Consider the following 21,056-nt stretch of genomic DNA (forward strand, 5'->3'; position numbering starts at 1 on the left):
TCAATTTACTTAACCTCTTGCATTCGTTTATATTTAAATAATGCATTAATCACATAGAACATTTGAAAATATAATGACTGAATAACATTTAGTTTTAGATGTTTTCGATATATAGAATATTGCCATTTTGCTGCTTTGATTTTATTTGAACTTTGAGTATTATTATGAACTCTATAATAGGCTAAACATTCATCAAGTGGTGTTGCTGGCCCATGTTTTTTTAGTATTCTTTGCCACGTTAAGTAATCTTCATGACCAATTGAAGGCATGATAATATCTTCTTGAACAACTTTTCGATCAATTAAAACCGTAAGACAACCGATACGACTACCCTTCAATTGTGTAAAATAATCAACTTTCGATCCAACACTCATTAATTTATTTAATTTATTAGAGTTCGAATCAATAACTTCGTATGATGTTATTGAAAAATATCCAGCAGTTTCTTTTAGGCTTTGTAACTGCTTCTCAATTTTTTCTTTGTGCCACAGATCATCTGAATCCAAGAATGCAATATATTCTCCCTGCACGGCGCGGAATCCCGTATTTCGTGCTTCTGCAACACCTTCGTTTATAGATTTTTTTATATAATTTATTTTTTTATCAGGATACTGCTTGATGATATCATTCACTATAGCATCTGTATCATCTGTCGATTTATCATTAATGAGAATCAATTCAATATTCTTATAAGTTTGATTTACTACTGATAACATGGATGCTTCAATCGTTTTTTCAGCATTAAAAGCTGGCATAATCACAGATACCATGCCTGTGCACAAATTATTATTTTTATTCGTTTTCATTTATATAAGTTCCCCTTTTTATATTAACATCTTCAACATCACATTATTTAAGAAGTAAATGACTTAATGCCAATCGTATCCTAAAATAATATGATAATATCATCGTAAGTTTTGCTCGTATACAAGTCTAAATCATGAAATATTTTATCTTCTCTTTACCAACTTCGGACATTGCACATTAAAAAATATTGATATACAATTATTCACACTTTAAAACATATTATAACAAATAACACATGAAAAGTGTAGTTGCTAAAGAGCAATTCATATGAATGGAACGATTAGCATAATTATACTTCTAGATTCTTTTATGAGCTATGCAAATATGTATCAAAAGTTATCCTTATCTAACACTTCTTGTTTTCTTAACTATATTTCAGAGTGCTTTACTTATTTTTTTGTACAAATAAGGTGATATTCCTTCAATTAGTCTTAATTTATAACGAAAGTTACAATACAAATCTAAAATTATAATAACAATAATTAACAGTTGTTTTCCATTTGTTTTTTGTTCATATAGAAATAAAGTGAAATACCATTTAACACAAGCGCAATCAAAGCACACCCTGTCGTTAGAGAAATCAACATTGGCATTACATCCATCATTGCAATCCAATCATTCAGATTGATATAATCCAGAATCATCATGTATTCACAAAGTAGAAAAAAGATTGTACATGCAAACGAAAGAATATGGTATACATACCAATGTTTAAAGTTACCGGTAAGACTTCGATATAGATTTAATAATACAAAAAGTGCCGCTAAAATTCCAAAAATTATCCACATTAAAGACATCATTCATCCTCCGTATTTTATAACTATAGCGTACCATACTTCCTTCTAAGATATCTCTGTTAAATACAACTCAGCATTTTCAACTACGTTTCCACTAAAAAAAGCCGAATTCTCGGCTTTAATTCTTACGTTTTTTCCAACTATCCCAAGTGAACACGATGCCGATCATCACTAATACATAAGGATATTTTAGCGGTGATACACCTGTTTGTGGCAGGGTTTCCGGTTTGTTTAAAATTGTTTTATCCCCTTCACTGGGTTTTTCGTTCGGCTCATTCTCAATCGGTTTCTCGGGGATATCATCCGGTGTGATAATACCTGTATGGACTGCAACTTTTAAGGGTTCAATCGTTGGATTCCCATTGATTGCCACCGCAAACGAGTTCCATGCAGTCATTTGTGGAATTGTCTTTAATTGTTCTTTGACCTGTTCCGGTTCAGTAATTTGTGCGTGAAAGATAAATTCAAAGTCTTTCAGGATTGCAATCTGTTTTCCAGCTTTGAGTGTGATTTTAAAACTTGAGATGCTGGACCAGTCTTTAACATCATCACCGTTCACCCAATTTGGTGCTTCAACATCGTGGTCTACAATCGGTCCAAACCCTTCTGTCGTCAAGTTATGGTTTAAATCCTCGCGACTTGGTTTTTTGGATGTACTATAGTAAACATCAAACATTTCTGTATCAACTTGAATGGGGCCACTAAGCGTAACATTAAATTCAGTGTTTCGAGGTGTAAAGTCTGTAATCCCACGATCATCCACACTGGGTAAAAGATCCATTAAGACAAAAGAATCAATTGCACGTCCAGTTTGATTGCTTAGACTTAATTTATAATCGATTGTGTCCTCTACATCAATACGCGCTTCGCTATGATAAACAGGATCTTTTGCCCCCTTAACCCATTTTTTAATTTTAAGTTGATAGTCCGATATCATTTGGTAATGATTTAGACTTTGAAGCATCTGGGTTGAGCTAAACGGAGTCCTTGTTGTATCAATATCATGTTTAATGATGAGGGTATCTTGGATGGTTGGATTGTCTACTTGCAATGTTTCATATGTTTCGTTATTCTCCAAGATAGTATAAAGTTTTAAATTTAAATCCTGCAAGGTTCCCGCTACATCCACATCGAATTGATGACTTATACTCTCATAAGGTGCCAATTGTGTCAGATTCCATACTAGGTGATAAATATCATAATTCGCTTGATCTGCTTCAATTTTTTGTATCGACTTGAGGGAACCGTTCACCGATAAATCAGTGAATTGAATGCTTTTCGGTAGGTAAATAATAGAATGAACATTGTCCCTAATCGCCCCTACTGAAGAGGGCTCATTCACAATTTCTACGTTTAATTTATTGGGACCTTGATAAACTTGACCTTTATATTGATCCATCAATGCAATGGTATTGGTCACTGTAGGATGATATGCCGCCTCAGTTTCCACAACATTGGCCCACCGAGGGGCAGAGAGGACGTAAAATCCTTCATACCATGCTTCTTTGCGACCATCAGGGAAACTGATGTGGTAATCGTTTTCCGTATCTTCTTTAAAATCATATAATTCACGTACGAGGGACGTGCTACTTCCGTAGGCATAGGCCGTTTCAATATCCATTTCGTTTTTTAATGCAGTTACTCCATCGTGCGCATCTTCACGCCACGTATCGTGAATGCTGAAGGTATATGTAGCCATCCTTGATAATCCATTATGTTTTTGCGGCAAGGGGTCATCAATCATCATACCCGGAACCGTTTTTTCGAAGTCATATTGGATTTGATGAATCTGTGTTGAATCTGGTAATTGTTGTTGGGCTAATATTTCTGAACGCGTAATAATTTGATCGTGTTCTACATGCTTAAAGACAGCAATAAGATTCTGTTGATCGTCATATACATGTGCATTGAGAATAGGTTGTTCATACAACGGAGTTGCATCACCATGCTCACGGTTTGGTCGATAATCAAAACGACCCGGTGCTTTAAACGATTCTAGTTTTAAATGTTGGTTGATATAGTAGTTCCATTTATACTCAACATAACGGTCATTTTCGCCATGTTCCAAAGCAGTCATTTGGTGTGCATACGTCAAAGTAGCCCACGGATAGACTGTAGGACGTTTATTTAGCGCATCAAAGTCTGTAGAGTGATTTCCAAAAGCATCAATAGGACTAAAATGTCCGGGAACATACCAGCTTCCATAGACCTCTGGCGTTTCCGTCTCTGATGGGTATAGACTTGTTTCCGCATAATCTGAATCCGTTATCGTTACATCATCAACATTGGTAAAGCTCATTGATGTCTCCACCCCAACTCCGGGGATAACAGCATCCAGAGACCCTGGCTTTGCTTGATAGTTCACTTTTAGATGTTTTTTAAACAATGCTTGTTCTGATTGATCTTGAACGGCATAACTTGGGGCTTCAAAATACCAGATAAGTTTTCGTTGGCTTGGGTCCACAACATCCGGCTCTGGTCCTTCCAGCATCCCCTGATATACAAGTAACTCATTATAAGTTTCCGTAATCATAATTTTACTTGCTTCTTTGATATAGAGTTGACCTTGATCTTGACGATCAATTTGAGCTTTTGTAATCCAAACGCTATCCATCCCAGGACTTAATCCCAATGAGCCATTGTACTTCGGATCTTTAAGACCATCGTAAGCTTTGCTCACTTTAAGTGGACTGCTGGCTGAGATTATGGTGTCTAAAACCTGGACTGGTTTTGTTAATTGATCGGTTGTGACACTGAGTTGAAATAACAGTGCGGCTTTTGTTGGGGTAACCCCGTTAGGTACTGTAAAGATCAACGGAAGTTCCAGATACGTTCCTGATTCAAAAACAGCTTTCGTAATTGATACCCCTTGATTATTACGAACCACAGTATAGTCTGGTCCAAGCGCATTTTTAATTGAGGTTATATCCATTTGCACAAATTCAGGCATCAATACTTCTACCTTCAAATTTGTAAAGGTTGTATGGGCACCAGTTGCTTTAAGTTTAAATTCAATACTGTTTTTCTCACCACTATTGAATGAATCATAAGTCATGTATGCATGACTCTCTAAATTAAACGCTTCAAAATTGGCGCTTAACGGAATTATAGATAGAATTAATAAAAAACTCGACAATACAATCATCAATTTCTTTTTCATCATAACGCTCCTTTGTTTCATTATTATAACGGAACATAGAAGGTGTCTGACATTCACGATTTACAGTGGTTTTGTAGAAGTTGGGCGTTCTCAATTGTGATGAAAATCACATCAAAAAAATAGTTTTTCGAGGATAGTGATATATTGTTTTTGTGTTGGATAATCATCAATTAAGATGACATCATCAAAGCTAGGGGTATTGCCGATGCATAAATCATAATCCATTGAATTCAGTTCAAAATAACTGATACAGTCTATTTTAATTTGCATCGGATCAAGCTGAAAACGACTCATCAAATCATCACGGATGTATGATGCATGTTGGGTTCCTAAATCAGAATAGATGAGAACCCGTTTGATGCGAGGTGTTCGTTCTAAAATTTCAGGACAATTCATAATCGTCCAATACAAGAAATCATCAAGATATAAATTGGGGTCAAGTGAAATCATGGAATTCGTTGATATCAGTGCTTGGTAAACATCCTTACGTAATTGAGGGTGTTCGGCATTGAACGCTTTCATAAATTCCGCAATTCGGTCGATAAACAAGGAGGTTTTAAAAGGATATAAAGTGTAATTATTCAATAAGGTTCGATGAATCAAGCTCATAAATGCTTGAGTATTCGAACTTAATGCATAATGGTGTGTCTGCATGAGTTCAATAAGAAAAGCATCTGTAAACTGTTTGGTCACATTTGGTTCTAGGACGTGTGTGTGATAATACATCACTTCAGACAAACTCTTCATACAACGCTTCACCTCATAATCGCGATGACCTTTAAAGACATCGGAGAAATCTACAGACTCAACCAAGGTTGCGGGTGTGATCACGAGGTTACTGTGGAAACCTTGTTGTTCCCGCAGTTCGGAAATTACAAATAAAATAACACTGAAAACAAGTGTTAGACTATCATGGTAAATCCCTTTTTGGTCAAAAACATTACAAATCATCGTTTTTGCTGCTTCGGTATTAATTTGTAAGATATCATCCAAATTTTCAGTACCATAAAGTTCTAACACCAAACAGGTTACGAATTTACGAATATAATGTTCTTGATCTGAAATGATGCTTACAGGACGATTACCATTGCGTTGAAACTGAATGGCACTTGAGGCAAATTCTTGGTTCATCGTACGCAAAGTCCGATAAAACGTCGATTCACTGATGTAGAACTGTGTCATGCGGTCTTCATTCGATGTCTTTGGATGTTTTATAATATCTATAAAAAGTGAAATCGCGAGTGATCGCATTAAAAAAGTTCGCAGTACTTGCTCGTTAATTTTTTGATTATAAGCATTGACGTAATAACGACCATTGTCTTTTTCAATAATCAAAAGCGGTTCCCACTCTTGCGCAATTTGGTCAAGATAGGTATAAATGGTTTTTTCAGAACATTTGCAGTGTTTGGACAAATCAGCAATTGAAGCATGCGGTTTTTGATCACTATTGAGGTAAGTAATGAGATGATAATGATTGCGGTCTAACGTATTCAATAAATTTAACATATTTCCCTCCATAATATTATGATTAAAGTTCTTAAATTATAACATTCTGTTAAGATAAATTAATTCATAATACATAAAAAATGCAACCCAAGGGTTGCATGTACATACTCGTAAAAATAATTAAAGGTTCTCCAAAAAATGAATTCGCTGAGTATGTCTTAAAATAGATATAGGCATGATTGATTCCTAATAAATTGCATGATAAATAGTTGCGAAGATATTATTCATAAGACTCAGATTTCGTCTTAAATATGCTTGAGTGTGCCGTCAATCATCTCGTAGGTTTCATCGCAATCCTCGATCATACGAAGATCGTGTGTCACCATAATTACCGAAGTGTTATATTCACTGGTAATGCGTTTCAACAGTTTAATAACATCAAATGCACGCTCAGTGTCTAAACTTGCGGTTGGTTCATCAGCGAGAATAATACTTGGTTTTAAGATTAAAGCAAGACCAATTGCGACCCGTTGGCGTTCACCGCCCGAGAGGCTTTCAGGATATTGATCACGAAGTTTTTCAATATCAAGCGATACCAGAAGGTTTTGAATATCACGGTCAGATATAGCTTGATTTGATTGTCTTACTTTAAACTCAAAATGTTCATAAACAGTAAAAAACGGAATAAGATTAGACGTTTGCAGGATAAATCCGAGTGTATTAAACCGCAACGTAGAGCGTTCATTTTCTGTTAATTGAGAAAGTTGGTGATCATCAATGACGACACTCCCTTGGGACGGTTTTTGTAAAGCTCCCATGATCGTTAAGAGGGTCGATTTTCCAGAACCACTGGGACCTACAATCGCAATAAACGAACCACGGGGAACATGCAAGGTCACAGGATGTAGCACCTCAACGGATTTTTTACCATCAGCAAACGATTTTGTAACAGAATCTAAATATATCATAACATACCTCCTATAATGACTTGAGTGGATCAATCTTAAGAATGATTCGTGACGAAAATAGTGATCCTAAAAGTGAAAAACCTATCATTGCGATTGTTACCCCTAATGAGAGCGGCACATACGTAGCAACTGGAACCACACTTTTTAGAGCGATACATGTAAGTTCGGACAAGATAAACCCAAGTCCAAGTCCGACCACAGTTAAGATCAGTGTCTGAATTATAATTGAACTTATAATCGTTTTATTTTTAAAACCTTGAACTTTTAAGATACCAAAAATCGGTTTCTTTTGCATCGTCAAAATATACATAAATACGCCTATAATAAGCGCAGATATTACAGATAATGCCCCAATCATTAAGCCAAACGTTAAAATTTGTGCCTTATAGCCGGGCAAATTGTTGATGAGTTCGGCTTTGGTGAGTATTTCAAATTCATCATCGATATTTGAGTCCATAATCATACTATATGGTTCTCCTGCTTCCAACTGGGAACCATCGAGACTTGTATAAAAAACCGGTCGGGTATTATAATTTGATGACTGTGTAATCCCACTAATTTGATAATCACCATACTTCGAAATCGATAATGCATCTCCCACGTTCAATTGGTTTTCAGCACGAATATCCTCGGTGATGAGAATTTCGTTATCTGTTTGGGGATAATGACCTTCCTTCAAGGTGACAATTTTAGAATAACGCGATGCCGCTGCACCCATTAAAATTGCATCGTTTTGTTCATCTTTAAGGGTTAAAGTGATTCCACGAATTCTTAATGCGTCATCTTTGTCCCAATCCATATCCTCAAGTTGTTGTTTTGAGATAAAGGAAGCGAGTGCATTTTGATTCGCATCTTTATTTAAAATTACCGAATCCACTTGCCATTGATCAATTGCGGTTCGATTAAGAGATGCCAAACCGTATGCAAGACTCGACAAGAAGAATACTAAATAAGCAATGAATGCCATAACGAGAATAATCATTGCGAAACGTCCTTTTTCCTTTTTTATTTCTTTAATAGCTAAATACATAATGCCTCCTTATCAAGTGATAAGACCATTCTAGCAAATCCCTTATCGCTTGATAAGTAATCTGCTTAAAGATTGTAATTTGTGCTTATTTTTGCTTTAATTATGGAAAAGGTGATTATATGAAATCGATAAGAACACGCGTCCTTGAAACCGCACATTGGCATTTCATGAAATTTGGATATGATAAGACCTCAACCCGTGATATTGCTCGCGAACTGAAAATAACCCAGCCGGCCCTTTATCACTATTTCAAAAATAAAGAAGCACTTTATTTTGAGGTTTTGCAGACTTTCGCAACAGAAATCGGCAAAGATTTAAAAACCATTGTTGCCAATGATTCGTTTGATTTGCATTCTCACTTAAAAACAATGAGTTTGTTTATTCAAGAAAAACATCCCATGAATTTTAATATGTTAATTCACGATATGAATGCTATCAAATCCCAAACTTTGCGTACGGAATTATATTTGGTTTGGAAAGAGAACTACTTTCAGCCATTTTTCGACTTATTTCAAATGCATACTGAGCGGATTCGTGATGATCTCCATACAGATCAAATTGTGCTCCAATTTTTAAGAGTTCTTTCCGTCTATATCACGTCAAACCCAACTCAGAGCGACCACGAGAATCTCAGTGGGATGATTGATATTTTTGTTAGAGGGATTTCATTGAATTAAATTACATTTAAATAGTTGTCCCATTCCTTTCAATCATACAAAAAACCGCCCCTCTATAATAGTGGGCGGTTTTTTTATGAATAATTACTTTTTAGATTTCGTTTGTTTGCGACGTTTATGTTCATAAATCATTAAGAGTGAACCAATCGCAATCACACCGGACGCATTCGCTACGTTTGTGGGTGTGATTCCTGTTTTAGGAAGGACTTCAATTCGTTTGTTGATAACGCTGAATTCATAGTCCACAGGTTTACCTGCAAAGCTGCTTACAACCTCAAAGTCGTGCGTATCGCTTACGCCTTCGTAACCCTCAAGCGAAGCGGTTTCGGTTAACGAATACGAACCAGGTCCAATATTTTCAAAAATTGCAACCCCTTCCGAATTCGTTTGAGCAAAAGTGTCTACATCGTTGCGAGTTAATGCAAATGTAACACCTTCTAAAGCGACTTGATGTTCATCTGTTTTATGAATCAGAACACGTGTTTGATAGTTTGAATGGGTTATTGGTTCCAAGACTACAAATGGGAATACTCCTTCAGTATTGATTGAAGCATTTTCCAATCCCCCTACTGTTTTCGGTAATACGAAAGTTTCGGTATTTTCTAGATTTAGAATGTAATCCGTTGCCGCTTCACTTTGAACCAGTGTATGTTCGCCTGGACCCAAGCGATTAAGTTTGAGCGTACCCTGTTCATCCACATCAAGCGTAGAATCATCCACATGATAACGTCCAGAGGATAAGGGCATCAATGTATCCCCATCAACTAAATGAAGTGCAAGATGACCATACACGACGCGTACCGTTGCCGTTTGGTTAATTCCCGTATCATTATGTGCTTCTGAAGGAATTTGGGTATCGACTTCCTCGTCATACACTATCGCATCTGTTGCTTCCGTAAATGTGAGTGTATGATTTCCAGGTTTAAGGTTGTCGAGTGATAAGATCCCATCCGCGCTCGTTATCGGTGTCTTTTGATCACCGTAGGTACCCACCACTTCATGAGGGTAAGGTCCCGTTTCATCAACAAACGCAATGGACAGACTCCCTTGATAGTTTATATAATCATCCAACGCAATAACAACACGTTTTTCTTCATGTGAAGGTTTAAAGGTTGGAATTTCAAATACATATTCATACGTATTACGTATGGTTTGGCCCGGTGCTTGGGTTTGAACTAACTTATATTCTCCCGGTTTAATTCCTCGAATCTCAAAGTTTTCTTTCCCGGTTTCTACTGTGAAATCGGTATAATTAGGGAATGCTTGCCACCCTGAATCCGTTTTTTCTAACAGATTGAAGTGTCCTGTTGTATAGTTTTCCACCTGCGTAGGGTCGGTATTTTTAAAGATAGCATTGGCATAATAATTCTTAACACCAAGCTCTTGGATTGCATATACACCCGCATTTTCTGACGCAATGCTAAATGTATAATGTTGATCAGAAATGGTGTGCTGACCATCCCCTGCCGTTTCCACAAAATAATAATTTCCTGGCGCCAACGACTCAACATCAATCATCCCTTGAGCATTTGTTTTCAAGCTTTCAATCAATAATTTATCGTCTTTATACAGATCAAAGACAACACCTTCAAGGACGGTATCGTCCTCACCTGATGTTTTAGCCAGTGCTACTTTACCTCGATAGTTTTCAAAGGTTTGAAGATCATAGAACCAATATCCAACTGTTTGATCCGTTTGGTTTATTGCAACCTCACTCGGCTTAATACTTTCAGGTACCGTCACCGTTCGATGAATATCAGTATTTAATCCATACCCATTCGGTGCTTGGGTTTGATTCACCACATACGTTCCTGGCTCAATGTGTTTAAATGTTTGATCAGTATTTTCGGTCACGCTTTGCTTTGTGGTGTTTGTTAGGGTGAAGTGTCCATCGGTGAGCAATTCCGCAGTATTATCATCTCCATCGCGATTGGTATACGTCATCGTTGCTTGCGTTCCATAAATCGCAACAGTTTGAATAAGTTCTTCGGGCTCTTGATAGGTAGCTGGAATATCAAACTTCGGCTCTGTATCAACGTAGATCCATTTTGAACCCAGCACAACATCATCAATGGTATATGATCCCAGATTTAAGTCTGTTCGTTGTCCCTTTGGCAATGAGCCTTCCGGACCGTTAAGGGTCAGCTGTTCGATATCAATTGATGAGCCGAGTGGACCATGCGACTTTACATCAACCGAACCTAAGTGGTTCATAAATACAAATTCAAACGTTGTCTCGTCTCCTTGCTCTTGTGCAATCTCGAACGATTCAGTCTTTGTATTTAATGGACGGTTGGCCGTGGTCTTAGTCTGCGTTAACGTATATTTTCCAGGGCCGAGTGGTAGCGTATGTCCCACCGCTTCATCTGAAATCGTAAACGTTTCAACATCCACACCATCTTTTTTGAGACTAAATTCTGAACCAGCAATAAAGTGGTCCCCAATTTTATTTAAAATCGTTACTTCCATGGGAATATTATCAAATTGAAGTGCCATTGGTTCGGGCTTACCTTCATAACTTGTAATTAATGCATCCGGTCCATATGCAAAGAACATCAGCGGTTCCGTATTGAGTAAGTATTTTCCATCAACCGATACCTGTTTTAATTGATATGCTCCCGACTCCAAATTATAAAATACTGCCTTACCATCTTTAACTTCATAAATGTCCTGTGTCTTTGTACCTGAAAAAATCGTTTCATACGGTACCCACGCCTTATTTTCATCTTGTTTAAACAACTTAAAAGCACTGGTTTCGATTGGATCGTTCGTGTTACGTTTTACGACACTCAATTCAGCGGTAGTCATGTAGTTTTGATAGGTTGCGTTTTTTGTCGTTGCATCCACAGTTCCATTAGGATTTGACTTAATGGTATGTGCGATGACTTCTGAATTATGTAAGTAACCCTCTAAATTCTGGTGTGGCTGCGAGATTTGATATTCACCGAAATCAATCGGCTGATCTCCAACATTAACGGTTCCTACTTTAAAAATCCCCACATCATCTGAAGTATATTGTTGGTCACCAATTGTGGCACCCGATACATTCATCGCAACCTTCGCAAAAGGAAGTTCTGTAGACTTCAACGCTGCATCCGTCTGAATCGCATTGTTTTGGACTTCAAAAACGGGGGTAGTATTATAAATTGCGAAATCTCGTTTTTCAACTTCTGCATCGCCACGTAAACGATTCAGGAAGCTTGATTTTTTCTTGAGACTAACCGTCACCAGTTTTTGAGATTGGATTTGACTACCGCCAATCACCTCAGAATGATCTTTCGTTTTATCTCGGTTTTTACTTACAAATCCCAATGAATTCGGAACTGAGTATCCCTTTGCCGTCCCAAATTGTTTGACCACATAATCCCCTTCTTCAAGATCTTTAAACTCGATATATCCATTTTGGTCTGTTCGACCGAGGCGATAAATATGGTTGTTTTCAGGGAGTCCTGCTTGGTAACGGTAAAGTAAGATGATCGCACTTTGCACACTCTCACCCGTAATCGCAGTCCCTTCATCCAATTCAGTTGGATCTGTTTGTTGATTTTCATTGTAGCGTAAGGATAAGCCTAAATCCATACGATTATCATCATAGGATTCACTTTTGTTATTAATATTAAAATTGACTTCTGCTTGCACCTTATGATTAACGGTTTTCCCACCATTGGATTGATAACTTATGTCTGCATAATTAATAAGTGGTAGTTCTTTATCGGAAACTACTTGTCCATATGTAGCATAGGTCAAACGAATTGGGTCGGTAATCGTTTCTGAGAAGGTCATAATAAAACCACTCTCACCCGTAATCCAATCATCTAATAGATCAGTTTCCCCTTTTAGATTGGTTAACGTATATCCATAGTCTGCCGGAGTAACACTACGCCAAGATCCAGACTGGAAGATTTCCATTTTAAATCCACTAAGTTCTGCTTTACCATGATTTAATTTTTCAAGTTCACTATCGTTGTCAACAAATGCGAAAGTATGCATTTTTTCAAGATTATCTTTAATTGTAATCTGTGACATTGATTCATAAGTTTCGTTAAGCGTTAAGCTCCACTTAATTTGTTGTCGATAACCGGATTGCGGATCATGGATTCCTTCTTTTTTAACACGTGTGATGTGATCAAAGGTGACGTTTGCCTCCGCCTCTCCAACATCACCTTGTAGCGGTCCATCCGGAATTAAGGCACGGTCATAGGCAACCTTATTCGTAAAGTTTCCATTCATTCCGACTTCCGATTGATTTTGATTAACTGTTTGATCCGGTGCATCGTCAGTATCAACAAACGTTATAAGCTTAAATTGATAAACATATTTAGGATTCATTTCTTTGGTAAGATGGTACGCAATAGTGTTGGCATCTTCTGTTATCTTCAACTCATCGCTGCCTACAAGCGCTTCTTTGATGATGGGTTTACCCGCATCATCTTTTGCTTCCGTTAAGTGCCCTTCTTTATCGACTTCAAACGCTTTAAATTCAAGTTTATCAATCTTTTCTAATGTTAATTGAGCATTTTGAAGGTTTTCTTGACCTGTCGATATAAAGGTTTTATCAATCGTATCTTGAACATCCATTTTCACACGGTCAATACGACGGAAATCGATATCGTAGTTAAAGTTAATCGTCCATTCAACCCCAAGTCGATTTCGACCGGTTTCATGGTCATTAACAACTTTAAAAACACCTTCTTTTTTAGGGATGGTATTATACTTCGCTACTTCGCCCAAATCTTGATTGGCAACATGCCCTCCACCTTTCCAGGTGATTTTATTACTTTCTCCAGGAACCCAAGAAGCAAAAATAAGTTGACCAAGATTGGATACTTTATCTAACGGTTTATCACTATGAAGTTTGGTTTTATACATTATAAAATACGTATTTGCATCCCCTTCACCATTTCCGATTGCCTTATCGGAGGCGACGAAGTCTACGCGTAAATCCGCATCTTTCGTGAGGTCATTTTTAGTAATGTCTGATTGATGGGCTTCGTCACTGTCACCATTAATAACGATACCTTTTAGTTTTTCTACGTAGCCAGGATTTGCTTTAGGACGCGAGACAATATAGTCTTTATCCGTCAAGGTTTCTTTAGCCTGAGAAGCATAACCCATCGCATCCACCGCAATCAATTCCGCTACTTCTCCATAGGTTTTAGATTTATTGGTCTCATCCCCCATCGGTTCATCAAGTAGTTTTAACACGGCATCATAGATATGAATCGATTCCAACTCGGAATCATCCATCAATTTTTGGACTTCCTTGCGGAACTGATCATACTCTCGGTACGAATTTTTCTCGGGATCCACTTTAAACAACAACAGTTTATGACCTTTATCCATGGGTTCAAACTCTAAACCTTCTCCAAACTTATCCATATACGATAATCCAGGTAATCCAACACGGTGTGCCGTCGTAGTATTTATGGATGCAGCCCAAATAACTTCTTTCGTACGGTAATCAATCATAATTGGTTTTTTATCAAGTAAGATGAGATAATTAGATGCTTTTCGCGTTTCTAATTCTTCTTCTGTTGGTTTTGGTGCAGGAATCAACGTGCCATTTGTGTAGGAATCAACTTCTGCATCACCCTCAAACATCAAACTCGGTGAAGTCATGAGTTCATCACGAATGCTTTTCCCCGGTTGATATTCATGTTTGATATCATTTTCAAAGATAATACTTAGTACTACCGGTTCGGAAAGTTTTTGTCCCGGTTTGAGACGGACTTGGGCATCAGTACCTTCTGCATTCCAAGTAACCTCAAAACGACCATCTTTTTCAATGGCTTTGTTATTTACCAGTACGGTACGCTTAAATTTCATGGATTCGTAGCTCACCGGAATTTCAACATACGCTCCCGAACTGTCATCACTATACGTTTTGAATGTATCTGGATTGATTCTAAAATCAAAACCATCATTTTCATTGCGCACTAATTCATTATTATTGTACTTAATATTCCAAATCAGACTGGTCGGCATTGCCTCTTCACGTTTATATCCTGAAATTAAAATCGAACGTGGATACATTTTTTCATTATCCGCAGAGCGTACCAGTTGTTTATTTTCAAGGGAAGCGGTCAATCTTCCTAATTGTCGTCCCTCAATTTCCAATTGAAGATTCGTATTGGTAAAGGTTTGTTTTACATTATATTTCACAACAAGATTTTCTTCAAACAAAGGAATCTTAATATCCTCAATCTTGGTTGACGATGCATTCACCAAATGATGCGTTTCAGATGGATACTTCGTATCCGATTCAAGAGACCCATCATTTTTCACATTGAAATAACTTACTTCAACATCTGTATTGATTGACCAATTTGAGAAACCTGAATCCTGGACAATCTTTGGACTTATAAACGACAGTTCTAACGCGTTCATGGTGTGATTTCTACTTGTATTGAGAACTCCATCCCATGTAAGTTCAAATCCACCACTAATTTCATTAAATCCAGATTGCTCCAGTTTATGATCTTCACCACCTAAGGGTTGAACGGGAAATGTCTCTTTTATGTGATTATCGGGTGCAATGAAGTCTTGGATAATAAGTGGATAATCTTCAAGTTTTTCTAGTTTTGCTTTATCCATTTGTTTATAAGCATAACCTGCAAAAGGGTATTCATCAGTCGCAAATTCAAAACCTTCTTGAAGCGTCTCTTTAATTGTTTCAAGTGAAGTCCCTTTTTCCGTTTCCGTTGCAATATATTCATTAATCTTAAATGCAATCAAATCTTGGAAGCGATATTGATCTTTAATGCCCGCTTCCTCATTGGACACAAAAAGCTCATCAACAACAAGTTTAAAAGTTCCATCATTTGAAGTAGGATCGATACGCACAATTTTTGAAGAACTGTAGTCTTTTAATTTATCACTAATAACAAACTGTTCTTGCGTTGCGGTAAATAGCGTCATCTCTTTGGGGAAATCATATTCGTATTGGTAAATGGCCCGTTCCCCATCCTTCATATAATGAAAATCATAAATAAGGTCATCCGCGGTTATTTTATCAAGTGATGCCTGGTCTAATTTAAGCTTATAGCTTATTTCCACAAAATCATTATCGTCCGTAAAAACATCAACACTAAATTGGGTTGATTCATCGGTGTATTCGTCCATTTTGACGGGATTGCTGGCATCGATCAACTGCTTCTTATATCTCAGATTGGCATGGGGTTTCCCTCTAAGATTCAACTCGATTGCACCCGTTAGATGTTCCTTTGTTGCATCGGACACACTAGGTTTATCAGCAGTTTCTTTTTCTTCGGGGATTTGTTCCACTTCCTCAGTTAAGTTCGTTTCGGGTTCGGTTTGCGTTGCTAGATCATCCATTTTATCGATGAGTTCTTGCATTACAATCCCGATAGCCGGAAATGCTTTAGCATCAATTTCTCTTACATCACCAATGATATCCACGGTGTAGACAAGCTTAAAGGTCTTCGGATTTAATTCGACATTTTCAAAATCTAAACTAAATCCATCCGTTTCCATTTCGGCTTTAATCTGCGTGAGATCTTGGATTCCATCAGATTTTAAGTCTTTTTCCGTATGTGTTGGTGCATCAAGCTGGGTCAGTGTAACCTGTTCTGGTAACTTAAACAAAAGCGGGTTAAATTCCTCTTTGATGCGCACCCATAGTGCATCACTAATATTAAACTCAAGTTCTACGCGAGCTTTATAAGGTTGCGTCGGTGATTCAATCATCACTTTGGATTGTTTAGCATCAAGAACCAACGCCAAGACTTCATCGTTTGTGAACGCCTTTTCAGTTAGATTCGCAGAAATGGTTAATTGCGAAACGATTAATACGAGTACTAACGCGACAATACTTAGGGGTCGCATCTTATGGCTTTTTGAAAATAACATCGTGTCTCCTCTTTTCTCAGTTGTTTAGAAAGTATTAGCCAGCATAAAATCCAGTAAAAATGCCACGTCAAAAATGTACAGATGAAATCGGTACTTTATCGTATCCTATCATTAACAACACCACTCTTTGTGATTTATATTTCACATTGTGATTATCAATCACATAAAACCGTTCTAAAAACCACTGTTTAAGTATCAAACTGTATTCTTATCATGGCATCGTGAAACATTCGTGAGAAGCATTGAAAGACCCTTTACATCGAGAAAGTTTAATATCGTTTTAACTCATTTTGAAAAGAGTATAGCCCCTTCCTGCTTAAGTACTTCAATAGGAATCGGCATAAACACTTGCTATGATATGAGAACAAAGTCAACGAGACCAAGGAGGTGTATATCACTGATGAATCTCTTACATCTATAGATTAATCTGTTATTATCTGGAATCAATACGTTACCACCCTATGGTATCCCCAATGCAAATCAATATATTGCAATCGCATTTTTTGTAGTAGGTTTACTTATTGTTTCAAACCAACATCGGCTTAAAAAATGTATTAAACCACACAAAAAAGATAGACTTTAAGGAAGTCTATCTTTTTTTAATACGCTATTTAAAATCTCATTTACTTTTTTATCCTTAAAACTCTATTGAAACGAATCTCAAAAATACCGTTGAAAAATAATCACTACAAACCCAACGTGAAATAGCTTTAGGGATTCAATATCCAATTACTCCCTTTTACGTTCTGCCAAGATGGGCTCTATCCATGTTAGCGAGCTTCATAAGCTTCCGACTGTTCTAAGAAAAGCTTGGTATATTTATAATAATTCTCAAAAAAGTCCCCTACATCAGTTCCGTTATTTTCTTGGAAAATTGCCCAATTCATCCAGTAGAAACCTGTTACCGCAAAATATCCAATGAAATGACGAAGGTCTTTTTCAGCCATAGTTCCGCCCGCATATGCATGCAGTACTTGAATGATTTCTTCAAAGTTATAAGGTGAACACACAATAAATGTCGCAAGATCGACGGCAGGATCTGCTACCATCGCAAATTCCCAGTCAATGAGATAAAACGTTTCGCCCTGAAATAAGATATTCGTAGTATAGATGTCATTATGGCAGAGGGTCTTTGGATAGCCTTCTTGGGATACACGTTCGTATACAAGTGCGACCCGTTCACGGATATCATCATAATCTTCAAAATGTTTTCGTCCTACGTCACCAATTTGACGTTCAAAATCAAGCGTTTTATTCCAGAGATCAAACTCCCATGGACCTTGAATGTTTTGTTCATGTAAGTATTTAACTTTCGAAAGAACTACTGATACATCGTGTGCGTTCCGATAATCAAAGTAACGTGCATCTTCAATAAAATGAGAAATCTTCCAACCTTCCTGTTGATTCATAAAAACAAGACTGTTATCCAAACCCAATTCTTTGGCTTTAGTTTGAGCGTAAAACTCACTCTCTCGATTGATATAGGCATCCGTATCCAAACCCGGTTCGCGGTAAACATATTTTTGTTTATCTACTTCAAACGTATACGAATGATTGGTTAATCCCCCAAAGAGCGGTTCAAAACTTGTAATCTCCTCTAATTCGCATTGAAATGTATTCATGATGTTTTGTAAGTATTGATTATAGTTTGTAGCATTTGTCATCAGTTAGTACCTCCGTTTTCTATATCCTTATTATATCGGTTTCCTGTGATAATTCATATCAATAAAAAAACAGACTCATAATTGAGTCTGTTTTTTTAAAGCAACGACTCCGATTACTCAGCGTCTTCTAATTGATTTAAACCGTAAAATTGAAGGACATCTTTAATTTTGTCATCCACGTCTTGAGTGGTTTCGGTAACAGGATGACGAGCCGGTCCAACTGGTGCAATTCCCGCTAACTCTACAGCACGTTTCATAATTGATGGTACGGTTCCATATTTTAATACTCCACGTAAAACATCAATATCTTTTTGTAATTGATCGGCGCGTTCGTCGTCACCGTTTCGAAGCGCATGGTCTAACTCAACAATCACATCTGTAATTACATTACTTGTTCCTGCGATTGCTCCTGTGGCACCCATACGGTATCCTTCTGATATTTTTGAATCAGATCCCACTAATACATTCATATGGGTCCCTTCCGTTGCCTCAATATAACCTTTAAGATTATCCATATCGCCACTGCTATCTTTAATACCACGAATATTCTTAATCTTCGCTAGGCGTGCAACAACTTCTTTTGGAATATTGCATCCAGTTGCCTTGGGAATGTTATAAAGAATAATAGGGATACGAACAGAGTCCGCAACATCTTTGAAATACTGATACAACTCTTCATCCGTAGGTTTTAGGAAATAAGGTGTAATCACCGATAGAGCATCTGCGCCCATTTTTTCCATTTCTTTTGAAAGACGAATTGTTTCCCGTGTTGAACAGCTTCCGGTACCAACAAAAACTGGGACACGTCCACCTACAATTTCGATGACACGTTTTGGAAGAATGATTTTTTCAATTTCATCCATGACGTGAAACTCACCATTACTTCCCATGACAAAGATGCCATCAACCCCTTTACGAATCAGGTGTTCAATAAGGGGTTCTAGTGCTTCATAATTAATTGATTCTTCTGCATCGCGATTAAACGGTGTAACGATTGGGGTAATAATTCCTTTAAACATGTTTATTCTCCTTCTTTTCGTTTAAAAATTCCGTACTCTTTGGCATCAAGAGGCGCAGTTTGAAAATAAAGTTTCGTATTATAATTTTGAATTCTACGAATATCGATAATCTCGGTATCGTTGAAATAATCCGGTAATTTCTTAATCATCATACGGCTTGCAGGGTAAGGCAGTTGAATTTCATCCACCTTGAGTCCCATCTCTACCGCTTCCCGTGCCGTTTTTAAATCTTTAAAAATCAACATAATATTTCGGGTTTCATATGTTTGTTCATTTACAAATTCTATAAGTTGTGGAACGTTAAATATTTTGACACGCATATACTTTGGTAAACAAAGTTGCATAACATTTTCGATAAAAGAATCTCCCACATAGGTAGGATCAACGACGATTGCGAAGTTTGCATTCACAAACGGTGCCCAGTTTACCGCTACAGTTGCATGTAAGAGTCTCTTATCGATTCGAACAAGTTTTACTTTTGTACTCATATGATCTCACCTACTTGCTTTTGCTCTTGAATTTCTCTTAATGCATTACTGATTAGCACCAAAAGCACTTTCCCATGAAAACTTCCTCGGATATCGATATTCAGAATTGATTCAAATCGCTTAATTTTATAGATTAACGTATTTTTATGAATATACAAATCGTCTGCTGTTTGGGTTATATTAAAATTATTTTGATACAATCGATTGCTAATATCTACAAATTCATCAAGATCAAATCCTTTTGCTTGTTCAACATAGAAGTCAAAATAACTTCGAACCTCATCCACCGGAATCTTTGAAATCAGAAAATCCGTCAAATAGTCCGTAAAAAACTCAACTTCTGATATTGTGCAATGATGATTGTTTTTTAACCATACACAACTGTCATAACTTTTTTTATAATTAACGAGCCGATTTTGTATTGTACCAACATAATAGGAGCTATTGTGAAGACCCCAGTTTTGTAGACTTACAATATACGCTCTAATTTCTTTCTGAATATCTTCTTCGTTCTCACAGTTGATAATGTCTTTGAAGAGAATAAGACGCTTTTGATCAAAAAGTGAATAAATGAGTTCGTTACTGTCCTCTTTAAGTTTTAAGCGAACAATTTCACTGGGATCATAACCCTCCTCATTGTAGGCGAGAATTGCAATACGTGGTATATCTTGATTTATCTCAAGTTCTTCCACAAGTTCTAAAATTTTATTACGTTCTAAGTCCTGATTACCAATTAAAAGTTTAATCAACTGGTCATCTTTTGTACTTTCTTTAAATAATTTTTGTTCATTCATTTCATACATCACACGCGTCGTTAAAGATTCTAGAAGCAAACTGCTCATCATCTTTAAACTTTCTTCTCCATTGACCCATAGAGATCCGACTGTAACACCGTGTATCTCAATAGCTGAGATTGTATTTGATTTATTTGAAGGAATCACCGAACTGTTTTTACCTATAAAATCTTTATTGCTGCACGCAACAATAAAACCATCTTGGTCAATAAGACCGATGATATATTTCTGGTTCTCTTGCACGACGGATACAAACTCATCGAAAATGCTGCATATAAGTTCCATATTTAGATTTTCAAATCCTTTCGGTAAAACGTACATAATCGATCCCTTTCAT

General features: G+C 37.0%; 12 protein-coding genes. 1 reads left to right on the forward strand and 11 read right to left on the reverse strand.

The window, feature by feature from the left end; genetic code table 11:
- Window positions 1–5: 5 nt before the first annotated feature.
- The 6 genes from B096_RS0107725 to B096_RS0107750 all read right to left on the reverse strand — a co-directional run bounded on the left by B096_RS0107725 (window position 6) and on the right by B096_RS0107750 (window position 8,208).
- Window positions 6–806, reverse strand: coding sequence for a glycosyltransferase family 2 protein (locus B096_RS0107725; protein WP_018580168.1), 801 nt, complete (start codon window positions 804–806; stop codon window positions 6–8).
- 483 nt (window positions 807–1,289) lie between these two features.
- The gene (locus B096_RS0107730; protein ID WP_244264589.1) at window positions 1,290–1,607 is read right to left on the reverse strand and encodes a hypothetical protein; all 318 of its coding nucleotides are present in this window, start codon (window positions 1,605–1,607) and stop codon (window positions 1,290–1,292) included.
- Window positions 1,608–1,722: 115 nt separating this feature from the next.
- Window positions 1,723–4,764: a hypothetical protein gene (locus B096_RS0107735; protein WP_018580170.1), complete on the reverse strand. Its 3,042-nt coding sequence runs from the start codon at window positions 4,762–4,764 to the stop codon at window positions 1,723–1,725.
- 111 nt (window positions 4,765–4,875) lie between these two features.
- A complete protein-coding gene (locus tag B096_RS0107740; RefSeq protein WP_018580171.1) occupies window positions 4,876–6,270 on the reverse strand; it encodes an AcpB/EbpR/MafR family transcriptional regulator in 1,395 nt (464 codons plus the stop codon).
- A gap of 245 nt (window positions 6,271–6,515) precedes the next feature.
- Window positions 6,516–7,178 (reverse strand): ABC transporter ATP-binding protein, encoded by a 663-nt coding sequence (locus B096_RS0107745; protein ID WP_018580172.1) that lies wholly within the window; start codon window positions 7,176–7,178, stop codon window positions 6,516–6,518.
- 10 nt (window positions 7,179–7,188) lie between these two features.
- Window positions 7,189–8,208 carry an ABC transporter permease gene (locus B096_RS0107750; protein WP_018580173.1) on the reverse strand — a complete coding sequence of 340 codons (1,020 nt, stop codon included), beginning with the start codon at window positions 8,206–8,208 and terminating at the stop codon, window positions 7,189–7,191.
- A 119-nt stretch (window positions 8,209–8,327) separates the two neighbouring features.
- Here B096_RS0107750 and B096_RS0107755 point away from each other — a divergent pair, with 119 nt between their 5' ends.
- Entirely contained in the window at window positions 8,328–8,885 is a 558-nt protein-coding gene (locus tag B096_RS0107755; protein ID WP_018580174.1) for a TetR/AcrR family transcriptional regulator, read from the forward strand.
- A gap of 84 nt (window positions 8,886–8,969) precedes the next feature.
- Here B096_RS0107755 and B096_RS10085 read toward each other — a convergent pair whose 3' ends face one another.
- The 5 genes from B096_RS10085 to B096_RS0107790 form a co-directional block, all read right to left on the reverse strand.
- Window positions 8,970–16,754, reverse strand: coding sequence for a SpaA isopeptide-forming pilin-related protein (locus tag B096_RS10085; RefSeq protein WP_018580175.1), 7,785 nt, complete (start codon window positions 16,752–16,754; stop codon window positions 8,970–8,972).
- Between the two features lie 770 nt (window positions 16,755–17,524).
- Window positions 17,525–18,418 carry a phosphotransferase gene (locus B096_RS0107775; RefSeq protein WP_018580176.1) on the reverse strand — a complete coding sequence of 298 codons (894 nt, stop codon included), beginning with the start codon at window positions 18,416–18,418 and terminating at the stop codon, window positions 17,525–17,527.
- A gap of 113 nt (window positions 18,419–18,531) precedes the next feature.
- Complete coding sequence (gene dapA, locus B096_RS0107780; RefSeq protein WP_018580177.1) at window positions 18,532–19,437, reverse strand: 4-hydroxy-tetrahydrodipicolinate synthase; 906 nt, start codon at window positions 19,435–19,437, stop codon at window positions 18,532–18,534.
- 2 nt (window positions 19,438–19,439) lie between these two features.
- The gene (locus B096_RS0107785) at window positions 19,440–19,925 is read right to left on the reverse strand and encodes a PTS sugar transporter subunit IIB (protein ID WP_018580178.1); all 486 of its coding nucleotides are present in this window, start codon (window positions 19,923–19,925) and stop codon (window positions 19,440–19,442) included.
- Window positions 19,922–21,040: a PucR family transcriptional regulator gene (locus B096_RS0107790; RefSeq protein WP_018580179.1), complete on the reverse strand. Its 1,119-nt coding sequence runs from the start codon at window positions 21,038–21,040 to the stop codon at window positions 19,922–19,924. Before B096_RS0107790 ends, B096_RS0107785 begins: the two co-directional genes overlap by 4 nt.
- Window positions 21,041–21,056: the final 16 nt, after the last annotated feature.

This window comes from Erysipelothrix tonsillarum DSM 14972 (assembly GCF_000373785.1).
Classification (GTDB): domain Bacteria; phylum Bacillota_I; class Bacilli_A; order Erysipelotrichales; family Erysipelotrichaceae; genus Erysipelothrix; species Erysipelothrix tonsillarum.